We start from the raw sequence: 16,874 nt of genomic DNA, 5'->3' as shown, positions 1-16,874 counted from the left end.
TGTTTTTCGGCGGGACGATGTTTATTGATGAGGCATCGGTATGTACAGGCGATTCGGGCTCCGAGTTTCGGGCGTCGCTGCTATGTTGACATGCTATGTGTAAGGAGGAAACAATGGTGAAACGTTTTGCTTGTGCGGCGGTCTGTGTGCTTGCCGCCACCACGATGGCTTATGGGGGTTCTGTGGATACGTATGGTATCGGGGCAAGGGCCACCGCCCTTGGCGGGGCCTATGCCGCCACCGCCGATGATCCCTTTGCCGCGTACTATAACCCGGCGGGTCTCTCCCAGATTGAAGGCAAGGTGTTCTCTGTGGGCGCCCTCGCGGTGGATCCCACCATTGAGATGTCGCAGTTTACGGTAACCAATCGTTCCAATATGTCGGAAAATCTTATTGAACCAACCGATTTCAGTGATGACTCCGATCTTCTCGTGGCGCCCCACATGGGTTACGCTCAGAAGATCAGCGAGCATTTTGCCTTGGGCGTTGCCGCTTACGCGCCTTGGGGCATGGAATTGGACTGGGAGAAGGACCCCAATAAAAATCCTGGCTCCTATAGCGCGTACCATTCGTATTACAAGCGCTACGGTGTGACCCCTTCCCTTTCGTACAAGGTGAACGACAAGCTCTCCTTTGGCGTGGGGGTTACCATCGGTAAGTCCGAGGCTGGTGCGGATACGAGTAAGTACCTGATTCCCAATACCACGGAGTTTGTGGGGAAACTGATCGACAACGCCGATACGATCAGCAAAAAAATGGGGGGGGGCGCGATATCAAATGTGGCGGGTGCTGCTGTGGTGTACGCAGGTGCAGCGGCTTCAGATCCTGAAAAGTATGGGGAAGCGGCAGCCTACACTGCCCAGCTGAATGCTGCAGGAATTGTCGATGGAAGCGAGTTTGGTAATCTCCCTTCTCCCGATCATCAAGCTGCAATTGGCATGGAGTTGGAAGATGATGTGAACTACTCGTACAATATCGGTGTGATGTATAAGCCCAAAGAAACGATTACCCTTGGCTTGACTTATCGAAGCGAGTGCGATGCTGATTTTGAGGGCGATGTCTTCAAGGATGGGGTTAAAGTCGCAACAGCGACCATGGATTACAATCATCCCCAACAAGTTCAAGCTGGGGTGCGCTATCAGCCCCATGACAAGTTTTCTATTGAGTGCGACCTCGTCTGGACTGACTGGAGCGTTAATAAAGACCAAGTGTCAAAGTTGTCCAACCAGATTGGTATCGGCGTTTTTCCGGGTGCTCCAGAAACGCTGAGTGGTTGGGAAGAGTCTTATGAGAGAGATTGGGAGGACACCAAGCAGCTTCGTTTCGGCATGGAGTACATCGTCAACGACCTTCTCACCGTGCGCGGCGGGTATTTCTACGACCCCACGCCCATTCCCGATAACACCCTGGATATGCAGTGGCCCGATGCGGACAAGAAGACCTACTCTTTAGGTGCCGGACTTAACTTCGGCCGTTACACCATTGACGCGGTGTTCCAGTATACCGACATCGAGCAGGCGCGCGTTGTCGGTGGCGAGAGCAATAACCTGAACGAAAGTTTTCAGGGGAATGTGGTCTCGGCCAGCGCAGACGGCTACATCGTGGGCGGGGGCGTGACCCTGACTGCCCGCTTCTAATCGTATGATCTCCCGGGTCCAGGCGACCGCCTGGGCCCTCGGGTGAAGGGGCACCCCGCCATTGGTCCTTTCCCCGGCATTGCAGCGATGGGCCCGGGCCCTTCCGGGTTCGGGTCGTCACTGCAGGATGGTTGCTTCATGTGTTTGGCCCCGGAGGTAACGATGGACAGACTCGTTACAAAAAAAGGCCACCTTGGGATCCAAGGTGGCCTTTTTTTATTGTTTTAAGCGGAGGTGGCAGGCCCGTGGGGCCTTAGGGCATCAGTGTTTGCCGCCGGGCGCGATGTGCAGGTTCACGTCGCCGCGTTTGATGATCTCTAAAAAGGAGGCCGGTGGGGTGCGGTCGGTAAACAGGGCGTCCACCTCTTCCAGGTTGCCGATGCGCACCATGGCGCTTCGGTTGAACTTGGAGTGGTCGGCCACCAGGAAGACCTGGCGGGAGTTGCTGATGATGGCTCGGGCGATGCGCACTTCGTTGTAATCGAAGTCGATGAGGGTGCCGTCGGGGTCGATGCCTGCAACGGAGATGATGCCGAAGTCCACCTTGAACTGGCTGATAAAATCGATGGCTGCTTCCCCGGTGATGCCGAGGTCGTGGTTACGGACCACCCCGCCTGACACCAGGATCTCAAAGCCCCGGTTCTGACCCAGGATGGAGGCCACGTTCAGGTTGTTGGTGATGACGCGAAGGCCGGTTTTGTCCACCAGGGCCCGGGCCACCTCTTCGGTGGAGGTTCCGATGTCGAGAAACAGGGAGGCGTTGTTGGGGATGAACTGGGCCACGTGCTGGGCCACACGGATTTTCTCTTCCGAACACAGCGACTTTCGGGTGGAGTAGGTGAAGTTCTCCACGCTGTTCAGGAGCCCGGCCCCACCGTGGTATCTCTGGAGCAGCTTGGCGCTGCACAGGTTGTTGATATCCCGCCGGATGGTCTGGGGCGTCACGGAGAAGTGCTGGGAGAGCCCTTCGATGGAGACAAAGCCCTTTTCAAGGACCATGTCATAGATCGCCTTCTGACGTCTCGGCAGGGTTCGGATGACATCCGCTGCATTGTATTCCCGATCCCCTGTGTTCACCTCTACTCTCCTTATTTTCGTTTTTGATGAGAACGAACGTATAAAGTTTAGTGTGTGATAGCATCGTAATTCCTTTTTCTCAAGAGATATTATCCCGATTTGGCAGGGTTGAAACAGCAGTTTTGGGTTTTCAAATCCGAAAATTTATGTTGTATTGTGAACAATCTGCTGGGTGTGAAAGGTCAAAGGGTCGATTCCGAACCTTGGGCGGGAACCGGGCATGTTGGGCGTGCTGTGATTTTTTTATTTGAAAACCAAGGGGTTTAACCCTGTGTGCCCGCCGGATATCCTGAGTGCGTGTCGGTTTTGGAAAACGAACATCCTGAGCTAAGGGGGATCTTTTGACCTGCGGTCTCGGTCCATTTGTGGGACGCGGGGGCGTTGGGAACTCTTGAGCAGGTCCTTATCGGATTCTTAAGACGGAGCATCATGGGATGATGAAGCGAATAAAAGCGGATGTAACGGTGATCGGAGCCGGAGCGACCGGGTGCGGTGTGGCACGGGACCTGGCGTTGCGGGGATTGAAGGTTTTGCTTGTGGAGCGCGGGGACATCAACTCCGGGGCCTCTGGGGGCAACCACGGCCTTCTCCACAGCGGGGCGAGGTATCTCTATTCCGACCGGCACTCTGCCGAAGAGTGCCGCGATGAGAATGCCCTTCTGCGCGCCATGGCCCCCCAGTGCATTGAAGCCACCGGCGGTCTGTTTGTGGGGGTGGAAGGGGACGATGAAAATTACATGGCGGACTTCGAAGGGCTTCTGAGCCAGAGCGACATGCCCCATCGGCAGATCGATGCGGATGAGGCGCGCGCCCTTGAGCCGAACCTGACCGGTCCCATTGTCGCGGCCTACGAGGTCAATGACGCCACGGTGGATCCCTTTCGTCTCTCCTTGGACAACGTCTCCGATGCCCTGAGTCATGGAGCGGAATTGCTTTGCGGCACCGAGCTGGCGGGCGTGACTCGCAAAGGTTCTCAGGTGACCCATGCCCTCTTGAAGCGTCGGGCAACGGGAGAGACCGTGGAGGTGGAGACCTCCTGCGTGGTCAACGCCGCCGGGGCCTGGGCAGGGCAGGTGGCGGCCATCGCCGGGGCCACTACCCATGTGCGGTGTTCTAAAGGGAGCCTTCTGGTCACTGACCATCGTCTCACCACCCGGGTGGTGAACCGGCTGCGCCGCCCGTCGGATGCAGATATTGTGGTACCCGGAGGCACCGTCTCCATTGTGGGGACCACCTCCTCCCATGTGGACAACCCGGATGCGGCCTGGCCAACCACCGACGAAGTGGACCGCATGGTGGACGAAGCCACAGCCCTGCTGCCCATCCTTGCCACGACCCGAATGATTCGCGCCTACAGCGGGGTCCGCCCCCTGTTCGGAGACCCTTCCGGGGGCGACGATCGAAACGTCAGCCGTGGCTTTGTGCTCATGGACCACCGGGACGAAGGGGTGGAAAACCTGTTTACCATCACCGGCGGGAAGCTGACCACATACCGGCTTATGGCGGAACGGGCGGCCGACGCGGTCTGCCACTACCTCGGCATGGGCGGGCCCTGCGTCACCCGGACTCAGCCCCTTCCGGCAAGCGGGGACGCCATGTGGACCGAACCCGGTGCGGCCCCGAAAAAATGGATGGCCGGCCACCAGAAAGGGGACGGTATGATCTGCGAATGCGAAATGGTGTCTGAATCAGTCATCGGTTCCCTTGTGGCCTCCCTGGAAAGCCAGGGCCTTGCACGGGGCCTTGTGGAAGTGGGCTTGCGAAGCCGCGTGGGCAAGGGTCCCTGTCAGGGGAGCTTCTGCGGACTGAGGCTGGCCGCCTGGATGTACGGCCAGGGACACGTGACCGGTGACGAGGGACTCTCCGGGCTGGCCCAATTTTATAAGGAGCGCTGGAAGGGGATGCGATCCGTCTCCTGGGGAGAGAACCTCGCCCGGGCGGAGCTTCATGAGGCCCTGCAGTGCGGACTCTTTGGAATGGAGGTGGGGCATGAATAATCTAGTAGACACAGCCCGGAATCCCTGGGACGGCAGCTGGGATGTGGTGGTGGTTGGCAATGGTCTTGCCGGAAGCGCGGCCGCCCTTTTTGCGGCGAAGCGAGGACTTAAAGTCGCTGTGGTGGGCACGGGCAGCCAGCTGCCCCTGTCAAGCGGCCTGTTTGACCTGGCGGGCATGGTACCCGGAGACAAGGCCTACTCCACGGATCCCTGGCAGACGGTTGAGACCCTGGTCGCTTCCGAGCCGGATCACCCCTACGGTAAGATTGGGCGTGAAGCCATCGGGCAGTCGTTCCAAGAGTTTCTGGGATTGCTCGAAGCCGAAGGGCTGGGCTATCAGCTCTGCGAGTCCAACGCCCGGGTGGTGACCAGCGTGGGCACCATCAAGGCAAGCTATGCCCTCCCCGAAACCATGGCGGCAGGGGCAACGGCCTTTGAAAAGAGAGACAAAACCCTCATCGTAGGCATCCGGGGGCTCAAAGGGTTTCAGGCAAATCAGGTGGCCCAGTCGGCCGCCCCGGCCTGGCCCGGGATCTCTTCCGTTGAGATTGCCCCCGAAGGCCTGGGACGTCCCGGAGACATCTATCCCGAGGCCCTGGCGCGGGAGCTTGATCTCCCCGCGGGACGTGATCGCCTGGTCCAGGCCATCCGTCCCCACCTGGACGGCCACAAGGCCGTGGGCCTGCCCCCCATCTTCGGGATGGAGAGGAGCCGTGAGACCCTGGTCCACCTTGAAGACGCCCTTGGCGTTCCCTGTTTTGAAATCCCGGGCATGCCCCCCACGGCAGCCGGCGTCCGGCTGCGAGAAGCCTTGGACCGAGCCTTCTCAAGGTATGGTGTTGCCACCTTCGTGGGCGGGCGGGTCACCACGGTCTCCGAAGGGGAGGACGGTTTTTCCGTCACCGCCACCCTGAGGGGCGAGGCACGCACCGTGTTTGCCCGCAGGATGATCCTGGCCACCGGTCGTTTCATGGGTGGAGGCCTGGCCGGAGACCGGCACCGCGTGACCGAACCCCTCCTGGATCTCTACGTGACCCAGCCCGCGAGCCGGGACCTGTGGCATCGGTGCGACCTTTTCCATTCCGATGGACATGCCGTCAACCGGGCCGGAGTGACCGCTGATTCGGCCATGCGCCCCCTGGACAAAGAGGGCAACCCCGTCAGCCAGAATCTCTTCGTTGCCGGCAGCATCCTGGCCCACCAGGACTGGAAACGGGAAAAAAGCGGAGCCGGGATCTCCATCGCCACCGCCTTCAGGGCCGCAGAATCGTGCGGTGTGTGACAACATGCAAAAGCATGCCTCCGACGGCCCTGCCGGGGGCTAAACGTTTAAAAAGTTTAATAAACAGGTCTTGAAAAAATGAATGAATTTTCATTTAAAGGCGGATGTTCTTTTCCCCGAGGAACGAGGGGGAAAGCGCATTCGCAACCTGCTTTCAAGGTGGCACACCTTGCCGCCGGAGGCATGTTTTTGGCTTTTTGTTGATCCCTCTGTGATTAACCATAGAAGGCAGCTTTTCGGAGCTGAATAGTCACATATGTTGTCATTGATCAGCGCCTAAGAACAAAAAAAGCCCCCTTGCATTGCAAGGGGGCTTTTTGCGTATGGTGCCAGGCGCTTTATAAGGGCCTAGAAGGGGATGTCGTCGTCGGGCGGGTTGGTGAAACCGGGATCGCCGCCGCCGAAGCTTCCGCCCTGGTCAAAGCCGTTGCTCTGGGGCTGTGCCGCAGGCTGCTGGGGGGGCTGCTGCTGTGCAGGCTGCTGGGGAGTGCTGTTGTAGCTTCCGGGGTACCCGCCAGCGCTGCCGTAGCCACCGCCCTGGCTTTGATTCTGGTTCTGGTTGTATCCGCCACCCTGGTAGTTGTTGTTCTGGCCACCGCCGCCGAAGCCGCCGCCCTGCTGGCCACCGCCTCCGCCTTCAGCGTTGCGGCCGCCCAGGAAGGTGACCTGGTTGGCGATGATGTCGGTGGAGTACCGGGTGATGCCGTCCTTTTCGTAGGAGCTGGTCTGGAGGCGTCCTTCGACATAAACCTGCCTGCCCTTGGCGAGGAATCGGCCGCAGTTTTCTGCGGTTTTTCCGAACACGGTGATGCGGTGCCACTCTGTTCGCTCCGTGCGCTCTCCGCTGTTTCGATCCACACGAACGTCGGTGGTGGCGATACTGAATTTACAAATGGCAAGACCGCTGGGGGTGTAGCTCACCTCAGGGTCCCTGCCCAGGTTTCCGATAATCATCACCTTGTTTAAACTGGCCATGGATGCCTCCTTGGAAGGTCAAATCGAATGGGCCGAAGCCCTTTATTTACAGATCAAATGGTTAATGACAGCTTCGCAAAAAGTCGAACAAGCCATTATGATGGATTAGATACAAGATATGGAAAGGGTTGTCAATCTGCTCTCCACCCCATGCCGGTGCGGATTCCGGGTGGGCAGGCGGGGTTAACGCCCTTGGCGGGGCGCCTGGGGCGGGCTTAAATCCTGTTGACGGCTGCCAAGTGCCTTCACTAAGATGATGGGCATCCCCTGGCCGAACCGGAGGCAGGCGCCCATGGCGGCTTTTTTGAAAAATCAGCAACGACGAGGTCACCGGTGCTCCGGAAGATTCGCACCGGTTGCATGGCGGTTTTTTTGAGCGGGGTATGACCTGTAGGGCGTGGACGACGGGTGCCGGGAGCAATGGCGGAGCCCTCGCCGGGCGATGTAATGACTACTCTTGAGATGGGCAGGTGTTGGATGAGGTCGAAACAGAGCGGATGGGCCTGGCTTGTGGGCGCAGGCATCACCTTTTGCGCAGCGGATGCCTGGGCTGACGGTCTTTCGGAGATTCACTGGGGATTTCAGCTCATGGGGCTGATGGGGGGGCTCGCTTTTTTCCTCTTCGGCATGGAGCTCATGAGCGACGGCATGCAGCGGGCCGCAGGGGACCGGCTCCGGACCATCCTGGCCAATCTGACCAAGAACAAATACCGGGGGATGCTGCTGGGCATCGTGGTCACCATGCTGGTGCAGTCGGGCAGCGCCACCTCGGTGATGCTGGTGGGCTTTGTCCAGGCAGGGCTCATGCAGTTCATGCAGACCATCGGGGTGCTCATCGGCTCGGGCATCGGCATGACCATCACGGCCCAGCTCATTGCCTTCAAGGTGACCGACTATGCCCTGTTGATGATTGTGGCCGGTTTTCTTATCCGGCTCCTTGCCAAGCGTGATACCGTAAAATCCTTTGGGGATGTGCTCCTGGGCTTCGGTGTCCTGTTTTACGGCCTCAAGCTCATGGGGGACTCCATGCGGCCCCTGCGCAGCAGCCAGGAGGTGATCACCCTGCTCTCGGGCCTTGAGAACCGATTCCTCGGCCTTCTCATCGGGGTGGTGCTGACCACGCTTATCCAGAGCTCCACCGCTTTTATCGGTATCTTGATTGTCCTGGGCCTTGAGGGGCTCATCTCCCTGGAGGCGTCCATCCCCATGGTCTTGGGGGCCAACATCGGCACCTGTGTCACTGCGGGCTTTGCCAGCATCGGTGCCAACCGGGATGCCAAGCGGGTGGCCCTGGCCAACGTGATGATTCGTGTCATCGGGGTGATGCTTTTTATCGGGTTTATCCCGGAGTTCACCTGGTGTATTTCCTGGCTCGGGGACGAGTTCAATTCGGACATCGCCCGCCAGATTGCCAACGCCCACTCCGTGTTTAATATTGCCATCGGGATCATCGTGCTGCCCTTCAGCGACGCCTTTGCCCGGCTCATCGTGCGGATGCTGCCGGAGACCGCCTGCCCCATTCCCCGGTACACCACCACCTTTCTGGATGAGAGCAAGATCTTTTCTCCGGCCCTGGCCGTGGATCTTGCCCGATCCGAGATTTCACGCATGGCCTCGGCGCTGGAGTATCTGCTCAAGGCCGTGGCCGTCCCCTTTGTGACCCAGAGCCCCAAGCGGGACAAGGTCTACCCGGAGCTGACCCTCATGGAGGGGATCGACATGCGCGAAGAGGAGATCGATTTCCTGGAGGAGAAGATCACCGATTACCTGCTCAAGGTGGCCCGCAGCGGGGCGTCGGATGCCCAGTTGCGCGTGGTCTACGCCATGGTCTCCATTGTCCGGGACATGGAGAGCATAGGGGATATCATCCACCGCAACGTGCTGCCCCTGATCCGCAAAAAGCATGAACTGGCCCATGATTTCTCAGAAGAGGGCAGGGAAGAGCTCACCATCTACCACCAGAAGGTGTGCAAGCAGATCCGGCTCTTGAAAGAGGCCTTCGCCGAGCAGGATCTGGAAAAGGCCCAGCGCATCATGGTGAAAGAGCGAAAGTACCTCGACCTGGAGCTTCAGTACCGGGTGCACCACCTCGATCGCCTGGTGGGAAAACAGGCGGCGTCCGTGGAGACCCACGAGGTCCACACCGAGCTGATGAACCTCATGGTTCAAATCATTGTTTATTCATCCAACATCGCAAAAACCTTCCTGGAGACCGAAACCCGGGAGAAGGCGCTGCTTATTTGATGGGCTCTTGCTGTTGGGAAGAAAGCCTCCGGCGGCCAGGTGGGGGCACCTGGAAACCCTGTGGCGAATGCATGAAGGTAGACATCATGCACATGTTTACGGGGCATTTGCTTGGGGTGTGACATGTGGCAACCGGTTTTGCAGGAGAGGCCCATTTTATCCTTTTTGGGTAACTATTCAGCTTATATCTCCGGTGGCTAAACTTTTGCCTGATATCATTAAGATGGGTTTAACAAACAGGCCTTAATCGTTCTTTTTGGATAAAGTTTGGGCCCTGGTTTTCGTTTGTCCGCGACCTTTGAAAAACTGAGAAAAATCGACCGAAACGGAGTGCGGCGCTCCAGGGGACAAGGGGGTTCGGGGGGAGGGGATGCAAACAGGCCAATGGTCAAAACGATGATCAAGGCCGACGTTTGTTTGAAAGGCGGATGTGATGTGACCCGAGGAACGAGGGGCAAAGCACATTCGCATTCTGCTTTCAAGGTGGCACACCTTGCCGCCGGAGGCAGCCAGGTTAAAGATGCCTCCGGCGGCCCTGCCGGGAGCTAAACTTTTAAAAAGTTTAATAAACAGGTTTTAAAAACAGATTCGGCTTAATCTGAATCAATAGCGAATGTGATTTTCCCTGAGGAACGAAGGGGAAAGCGCATTCGTAACTGCTTTCGAGGTGGCACACCTCGCCGCCGGAGGCATTGGTTTTGTTTTTTTCTGAGCCCTCTTGACCCTGTGATTCATCCGAACTTTAACCATAGAAGGCATTTTGAGCTGAGTATTTACGTTTTTTATTTATGCTTTTGAGATCTGGAGGACCGAAGACTGGAAACACCGCAGGAGAATAAAAAAGGCGACGCCGCCTTTGAGAAGAGGGTGCGCCGCCGCGTGGCGGGCCGTGATCACACCTTTTATGTGAGCGCCACCCCGGGCCTTGGCGGGCTGCTGGCCCAGGAGGCCGAGGCCTGTCTGGGCCTTGAGGTCACGCGGGTCACCGGCGGGGTGGAGTTCACCGCCCGCCTGGAGTCCCTGTGGCAGGCGGCCCTCTCCTTGCGTCTTGCCAACCGCATCCTGGTGCGCCTGGCAAGCTTCAAGGCGGAAAACTTTGATAAGCTGGAGCGGCGTATCGCTGAGATTCCCTGGGAGCTCTGGTTGCCGACCGATGCCGACCCCGAGGTGGTGGTGACAACCCACCACTGTCGTCTTTACCACACCGACGCCGTGGCCCAGCGGGTCAAGGGGGTGGTGGATCAGGCCCTGCCCGGGGGGGAAGGGCGGGTGCCCCAGAAGATTTACCTTCGGGGGGAAGACGATCGTTTTACCCTCTCCCTGGATGCCGCGGGCGAGCCCCTGTACAAGCGCGGGGTCAAGACCCACGGCGGCAGGGCGCCCATCCGCGAGACCCTGGCCTCTGCCATCCTGACCATGGCCGGGTACACCGGGGATGCGCCCCTGGCAGACCCCATGTGCGGGGCCGGGACCTTCAGCCTGGAGGCGGCCATGCGGGCAACCCGCACGCCCCCGGGGCTGTTTCGGCGCTTTGCCTTTGAGCAGTGGCCCTCGTTCCGGGAAAAGGGCTTTGCCCACATGAAGCGGGAAGCGGAAAAGGCGATCAGCGACGTGTCAGCCCCCGTGATTTTTGCCTCGGACCTGGACCAGGGGGCCGTGGATCGTCTCGGGGCGACCCTGGCTGAGCTGCCCTTCGGAAAGGCCGTGGGTCTCCGCGCGAGTGACTTTTTCTCCCTGGACCCGGCCTCCGTTTCCTCTGTTCCCGGCGTGGTTGTCTTCAATCCCCCGTACGGCAAGCGGATCAAGGGGGGCAACGACGCCTTTGTCCAGCGCCTGCTGGATCATCTTGCCGCCCACTGGGGCGGCTGGACGGCGGCCCTGGCCGTTCCGAAACAGCAGGTTCCCCGCCCCATGCCCCGTGGGTTCCACGGGCACCCCATGTCCCATGGGGGCCTGGATCTTACCGTGATCATCGGCCGGCTTCCCTGATCCCCTTTCTACCTCCCCCTCCTGTCTTCCAGGGCAAGGGCGCATTACCTTGCCGCCGGAGGCAGCCATGTTAAAGATGCCTCCGGCGGCCCTGCCGGGGGCTAAACTTTTAAAAAGTTTAACAAACAGATCATAAAAAACCGCTTGCATGAATGGCGTTTTAAAGGCGGATGTGATGTGACCCGAGGTACGAGGGGCAAAACGCATTCGCAGCCTGCTTTCAAGGTGGCGCACCTTGCCGCCGGAGGCGCGCTTTTCCCCTCATTTTTTTGCACCCGCCTTGTTTTTATGGCCGTAGAATCGCCATATTTTTCATGCGTTGGTGCCCATTATTAGAGGCGGTTCAGGGGCGGAGGGGACCCTATCTCGGGTGAACGCTGTTTTGGGTTTGGGACTCTATTTTTCTTGCCGGTGTCCGATTTTTCGGATGGGAGGGGGGAAGGGGGATGCGCCGCGTAAGGGATTGTTAAAAAATCAATGGGATTATTGACCGGACCTATTCTCCGGCCTGTGGCTGGTTTGGGGGTTCCCTGGGAAATCCTGAATGAAAAAGATGAAGGGAATCATCCCGTTAGCGGCTTTCCGATTGACAAAACTTTCGTCGTCATATATCTGCATTCTAATTGCTCGAAAAGAACTTTTTATTTGGTTTGGGAAGGCCAGTAAGTGATTTTTGGCAAGTAATTGCAAGTGGAACAAACGCCCTGCTGGAGCAAAAGGGACGAAACCATGCTTCAAGTGAAGGCGTTTGTTGTTTTATGAACAACCGGCAGGGTTTGTGCAACATCCCCTCGCGGTTCAGCTACCGGATATAAAAGGACAGGGAAGTTCCTTTTACGAATAGGAAGAAGAGGTTTATGTACTTAATTTTTTGATTTTCAGGGGGAAGTATCGTTATGTTGACCAAAGTGTTTCCATTTCTGCTCTGGTTCAAGGACTACGACACAGGAAAGTTCAGAACCGACGTGGTGGCCGGGATTACCGTGGCCATGGTTCTGATTCCACAATCGATGGCGTACGCCCAGCTGGCCGGGTTACCGGCTTACTACGGCTTGTACGCTGCCTTTCTGCCGCCCATGGTGGCGGCTCTCTTCGGATCCAGTCGCCAACTGGCCACCGGACCGGTGGCGGTGGTGTCGCTGATGTCGGCGGCGTCGCTGGAACCGCTGGCAACCGCAGGGAGTACGGAATTTATCGCCTACTCGGTGCTGCTGGCCCTTACCGTGGGGACCTTTCAGTTCCTGCTCGGGGTTCTGCGCCTCGGCCTGGTGGTGAACCTTCTCTCCCACCCGGTGGTGAACGGGTTTACCAACGCGGCGGCCATCATCATCGCCTCAAGCCAGTTCTCAAAACTCTTCGGGGTTTACGTAGACAAGGCGCCCCATCACTACGAGACGATATTGCACGTCTGCCGCTCGGCCCTTCATTACACCCACCTCCCGACCCTTGCCATGGGGACGTTTTCCATCGCCATCATGGTGTTTTTGAAACGGGTCAACCCCAAGATCCCCAACGTGCTGGTGGCCGTTGCCGTCACCACGGTGATCTCCTTTGCCTTTAAGTTCAATCATGACGTATCGGTGCCCGCGACCAGCATCAAGGCCCCGTCCGTCACCGCCATGATCGATGCGTTTAACCGCGACGTGGCCGAGATTGCAACGCTGGGGGCAGAGCGTGCATCCCTTAATACCCGGCTCAAGGCCGCTCAGGAGCATACCAAGGGTTCCATTCCCTCCTCGCAGGAGATGGAGCTTGAGTACGATCTGGCCCGTATCAACGCCCGGATCAACAGCCTGAAGGCCTCCTCCGGGGAGACCCGGGAGACCCTGCGTCTGGTTCATTTTGCCGCCACCGAAGACACCGGGGAGAGCCCTGTCTTTTATGTGCGCGGCAAAGAGCCTGAAGGCATGCAGACCGACGGGCGCAAGTGGCGTATCAAGGTGGGGAACAAACCCCTGGCCCTGGACGGCTTGAGAATGATCGGCGCCGGTGCTGTGGTGGGAGACATTCCCAAGGGCCTCAAGGTGGGGATCCCCACCCTGCCCGACAACACCACCTTTCTGGGGGCCTTTCTTCAGCTGCTCCCCTTTGCCGTGATCATCTCCCTGCTGGGTTTCATGGAGGCCATCGCCATCGCCAAGGCCATGGCGGCCAAGACCGGTCAGAAGCTGGACCCCAACCAGGAACTCATCGGCCAGGGTTTGGCCAACATCATCGGTTCCTTCGGTCAGAGTTACGCGGTGTCGGGCTCCTTTTCACGGTCCGCGGTGAACCTGCAGGCCAACGCTGTCAGCGGGATCTCTTCGGTGGTGACCAGCCTCATGGTGGCCCTGACCCTGCTCTTTTTCACCCCCCTTCTCTACCACCTGCCCCAGGCGGTCCTGGCATCGGTCATCATGATGGCCGTGATCGGGCTGGTGAACGTGAAAGGGTTTGTGCACGCCTGGAAAGCCAAGCGTGCCGACGGTGCCATCAGCGTCATCACCTTCATCTGCACCCTCTACTTTGCACCGCATCTGGAAGAGGGGATCATGGTGGGTGTGGCCCTGACCTTTATCGTCTTCATCTACAAGAACCTCCGGCCCCGTGTGGCCCTGCTTTCAAGGTCCGAAGACCAGACCTTCCGAAGCTCTGTGAAGTTCGGGCTGCGGGAGTGCCAGCACATTGCCGTTGTTCGGTTTGACGGGCCCCTGATCTTCACCAACGCCTCCTACCTCGAAGACAAGGTGCTTGAGTTCATCACCGAAAAGCCCGATCTTCGCCATATCCTCATCGAATCCAGCGGCATCAACGACGTGGATGCTTCCGGTGAAGAGGCCCTGGCGATTCTCATCGAGACGGTGCGCGAAAGCGGTCGAGGCATCTCCTTCAGCTCCATGAAGGAAGAGGTGGTCGCCGTTCTGGAACGCACCCACCTTCTGGAGACCATCGGGAAAGAGAACATCTATCCCAACGGGGAGAAGGCCCTGACCGTTATTTATCAGCAGATCCATGAAGAGGGCGCCTGTGGCGGGTGTCCCCTGTCCAAGTACCTGCCTGCGGAAGAGGCAGTCAGCGCCTGATCCAAGGGGCGTACAGGAGAAGACGAGGGGGGAGCGGGCCGGTTTGTTTCGGGTCTGCTCCCCTGCACCGAAGATGTCATTGCCGAACAGGACGGTCCATGGACCGTTTGAAGCCCGGACGACCATGCCGCTGCTTTTTAAGCGCGGCATGGGGGCAAAACCCCCCTTCCCTGTGGCGGCAATAGAAAAAGGAGGTACCAGACATGAAACAGTTGGAAAAACTCATTGACCGGGTGGTTGCCCGGGTCAACGTGAACCTTAGAAACTTCTCTTTTGATGCGGAGCCCTTTGCCAAGGATGTGGTTCCCTTTAAGCAGATGCTTCGCTTCAACGCCTTTTATGGCGTCACCAGCCATCATCCTCTCCACGTAAATTTCAAAAACTCCAGCCTGGCGGGCAGCTATTTTCTCGGCAAGTGTTTCACCGACAACGCCGTGCTCTACAAGACCGATGTGCGCGGGGACGAGCTCAAGCGCAAAGGGGACACCATGCATTTCCAAGGCATGGAGGTACCCGTGGAAAAAGATGAGGAGATCCATATCAAGGACAGCTACCTCATAAAAACCCTGATTCACAACTACTCCCACGACCCGGAAGCACCGGAAGAGTTCCTGATTCGAAACACCCTTGCGAGTTTCTATTCCAACATCCACGGGGCCCTGGTGGAGGGCTGCTACATCGCTCCTTTTGCCACCGTGGACTTAACCTCTCTGCACGGCTGCAAGGTGGGGACCTTCGCCTTTGTCCAGAGCGCCTCGGACCTGTACCATGAGGAGATTCCCGACGGCACCATCTGGATGAACGGGGAGACCTTCGAGTTCAAGTACACTTACGACCCCGAGGTGCTGGCGCGCTATATCAAGAATGTCCCCGGGGGGAAACCCGAAGGGGTGCTCTGGGACTTCATGGAAGACCGCAAGGATGACTATAGCGATATCTACAGCTCTGCCGTCAGCACCACCCCGGTGACCGTCTCCAGCAAGTCCGCCCTCAACCGCTATGCCTATGTGGCCGGAGACACCCATATCCATGAGAACGTCCTGGTCTCTCAGCGGGCCTATCTGGACAATGCCTGGATGGGACCGGGCACCAACGCCCAGGAGCACTCCTACGTCATCAACTCCATGCTGGAGAAAAACGACATCACCGCCCACGGCGCCAAGATCATCAACGCCAACCTGGGCGAGCGCGTGTTTGTCGGGTTCAACTCCTTTATCAACGGCAAGCCCGGCATGCCCGTTTCCATCGGTGCCGGTTCCATGGTGATGCCCCATACCATCATCGACGTGGAAGAGCCCCTGACCATTCCGGAGCGCCATGCGGTCTGGGGATATGTTCGTAACGAGGAGGACCTGAAAAACCACAGCATCTCCCTGGACGATCTCTCCAAGGTCACCGGTGAGGTGACCCTGGGGAACCTGACGTTTTCCGGGAGCGGCTATGACCTGGTGCACGGCTTCGAGCACCGCATCGATCACATCCTGGAGGCCAACGGCGCCTATTTCGGGGATGTCAGCAAGGTGAGGGGGCACGCCCAGGCCGGGCACATGATCTCCTACAACACCCTGCAACCCTACCTGACCGGCAAGAACAAGGGGATCTTCCCCACCATCGATATACAACCCTAATGCGTTCGGGCCATGGACCCGAGGTGAAGGCCCCCCGTTTCGGGGGGCCTGTTCCATGGGGCTGGTGTGGCCCATTCCCCTTGAAATGAGCCCTCGCCTTGGGTATCCTTTAGCCATGCATCTCCCACCACAATTTAGGGGAAAGGGGCAGCCATGAAGATACGAGAGTGCCTTGACGTAAACCATATCTACGTGGGGATTCACCTGCCCGGCAAGGACGACGTACTGGCGTTCCTGGCTGAGAAAGCCGCGGCTTCGGGGCTTGCCATGGATTCAGGGGCCCTTCTTTCCGGTTTTCGGGAGCGGGAAGACAGCTTCACCACCGGCATCGGCCTGGGCATTGCCCTGCCCCACACCACCTCCGCCCAATGCACCAAAACCACCTTATTTCTCCTGCGCCTCTCCCGTCCCGTTGACTTTGAGTCCATCGACGACCAGCCCGTGGACGTGGTCCTGGCTCTGATTATTCCCACCACCAACCCGTCGGAGCACCTTCAGATCCTGGCCCGCACGGCACGCCTGTGCAAGCAGCAGGCCTTTCCCGAGGCCCTGCGTCAATCCCCGGATGCCGGAACCCTCTGGGAGACCATCCGGCGATTTGAAAAGGATGCGGAGATCGCCTGGTACGGCGGGGAGGTGTAGCCATGTACCTGATGATGGTTGTGGTGCAGAGTGAAGAGACCGCTGATGAGCTCATCACCGGTTTCATGGACCTGGGCGTCACCATGAGCACGGTGGTGGATGCCACCGATGCCCTGGAGATTATCAGCCACCATGTCCCCCTGTTTGCAGGCTTCCGCCTCATGGCGGGCGGTGGGATCACCCGCAGCCGTGCCATCTTCTCCATCGTGGAATCCGATGCCCTTCTTACCCGCCTGAAAAAATTCATCGGCCGCACCATCTCCGGAGGACGGGAAGAGCGCGGTTTTTATACCGTCACCCCCATGACCGAAGGCGGTCCCCTCTCCAGCCTGATTTAATCC

General features: G+C 58.5%; 11 protein-coding genes. 9 read left to right on the top strand and 2 right to left on the bottom strand.

Going from position 1 to position 16,874, the window contains the following annotated elements; translation table 11 throughout:
- Positions 1 to 113: 113 nt before the first annotated feature.
- Positions 114 to 1,637 carry an OmpP1/FadL family transporter gene (locus BLQ12_RS19500; RefSeq protein ID WP_175469948.1) on the top strand — a complete coding sequence of 508 codons (1,524 nt, stop codon included), beginning with the start codon at positions 114 to 116 and terminating at the stop codon, positions 1,635 to 1,637.
- 261 nt (positions 1,638 to 1,898) lie between these two features.
- Here the strand turns inward: BLQ12_RS19500 and BLQ12_RS19495 are convergent, their stop codons facing one another.
- Positions 1,899 to 2,714 (bottom strand): DeoR/GlpR family DNA-binding transcription regulator, encoded by an 816-nt coding sequence (locus tag BLQ12_RS19495; protein WP_226860060.1) that lies wholly within the window; start codon positions 2,712 to 2,714, stop codon positions 1,899 to 1,901.
- A gap of 434 nt (positions 2,715 to 3,148) precedes the next feature.
- Between BLQ12_RS19495 and glpA the strand changes: the two genes are divergently transcribed.
- Together glpA and glpB are read left to right on the top strand one after the other, a co-directional pair.
- Positions 3,149 to 4,711, top strand: coding sequence for an anaerobic glycerol-3-phosphate dehydrogenase subunit GlpA (gene glpA, locus BLQ12_RS19490; protein WP_217640357.1), 1,563 nt, complete (start codon positions 3,149 to 3,151; stop codon positions 4,709 to 4,711).
- The gene (glpB, locus tag BLQ12_RS19485; RefSeq protein ID WP_175469947.1) at positions 4,704 to 5,993 is read left to right on the top strand and encodes a glycerol-3-phosphate dehydrogenase subunit GlpB; all 1,290 of its coding nucleotides are present in this window, start codon (positions 4,704 to 4,706) and stop codon (positions 5,991 to 5,993) included. The genes glpA and glpB overlap by 8 nt, the downstream gene beginning before the upstream one ends.
- A 348-nt stretch (positions 5,994 to 6,341) precedes the next feature.
- Here the strand turns inward: glpB and BLQ12_RS19480 are convergent, their stop codons facing one another.
- Positions 6,342 to 6,968: a single-stranded DNA-binding protein gene (locus BLQ12_RS19480; RefSeq protein WP_092213211.1), complete on the bottom strand. Its 627-nt coding sequence runs from the start codon at positions 6,966 to 6,968 to the stop codon at positions 6,342 to 6,344.
- 477 nt (positions 6,969 to 7,445) lie between these two features.
- Here BLQ12_RS19480 and BLQ12_RS19475 point away from each other — a divergent pair, with 477 nt between their 5' ends.
- The 6 genes from BLQ12_RS19475 (at position 7,446) to BLQ12_RS19450 (ending at position 16,871) form a co-directional block, all read left to right on the top strand.
- Entirely contained in the window at positions 7,446 to 9,212 is a 1,767-nt protein-coding gene (locus BLQ12_RS19475; protein WP_175469946.1) for a Na/Pi cotransporter family protein, read from the top strand.
- Between the two features lie 879 nt (positions 9,213 to 10,091).
- Complete coding sequence (locus BLQ12_RS19470; protein ID WP_175469945.1) at positions 10,092 to 11,201, top strand: THUMP domain-containing class I SAM-dependent RNA methyltransferase; 1,110 nt, start codon at positions 10,092 to 10,094, stop codon at positions 11,199 to 11,201.
- Between the two features lie 896 nt (positions 11,202 to 12,097).
- Positions 12,098 to 14,263, top strand: coding sequence for a SulP family inorganic anion transporter (locus tag BLQ12_RS19465; RefSeq protein ID WP_092213205.1), 2,166 nt, complete (start codon positions 12,098 to 12,100; stop codon positions 14,261 to 14,263).
- A gap of 203 nt (positions 14,264 to 14,466) precedes the next feature.
- A complete protein-coding gene (locus tag BLQ12_RS19460; protein WP_092213203.1) occupies positions 14,467 to 15,891 on the top strand; it encodes a transferase in 1,425 nt (474 codons plus the stop codon).
- 153 nt (positions 15,892 to 16,044) lie between these two features.
- Positions 16,045 to 16,533, top strand: coding sequence for a PTS sugar transporter subunit IIA (locus BLQ12_RS19455; protein ID WP_092213201.1), 489 nt, complete (start codon positions 16,045 to 16,047; stop codon positions 16,531 to 16,533).
- A 2-nt stretch (positions 16,534 to 16,535) separates the two neighbouring features.
- The gene (locus BLQ12_RS19450) at positions 16,536 to 16,871 is read left to right on the top strand and encodes a hypothetical protein (protein WP_092213199.1); all 336 of its coding nucleotides are present in this window, start codon (positions 16,536 to 16,538) and stop codon (positions 16,869 to 16,871) included.
- Positions 16,872 to 16,874 lie beyond the last annotated feature (3 nt).

It is taken from the genome of Desulfoluna spongiiphila, assembly GCF_900101345.1.
In the GTDB taxonomy this organism is placed as follows: domain Bacteria; phylum Desulfobacterota; class Desulfobacteria; order Desulfobacterales; family Desulfolunaceae; genus Desulfoluna; species Desulfoluna spongiiphila.
The sequence above is the reverse complement of the archived record's forward strand: the minus strand, read 5'-3'. Positions and strand labels throughout refer to the sequence as shown.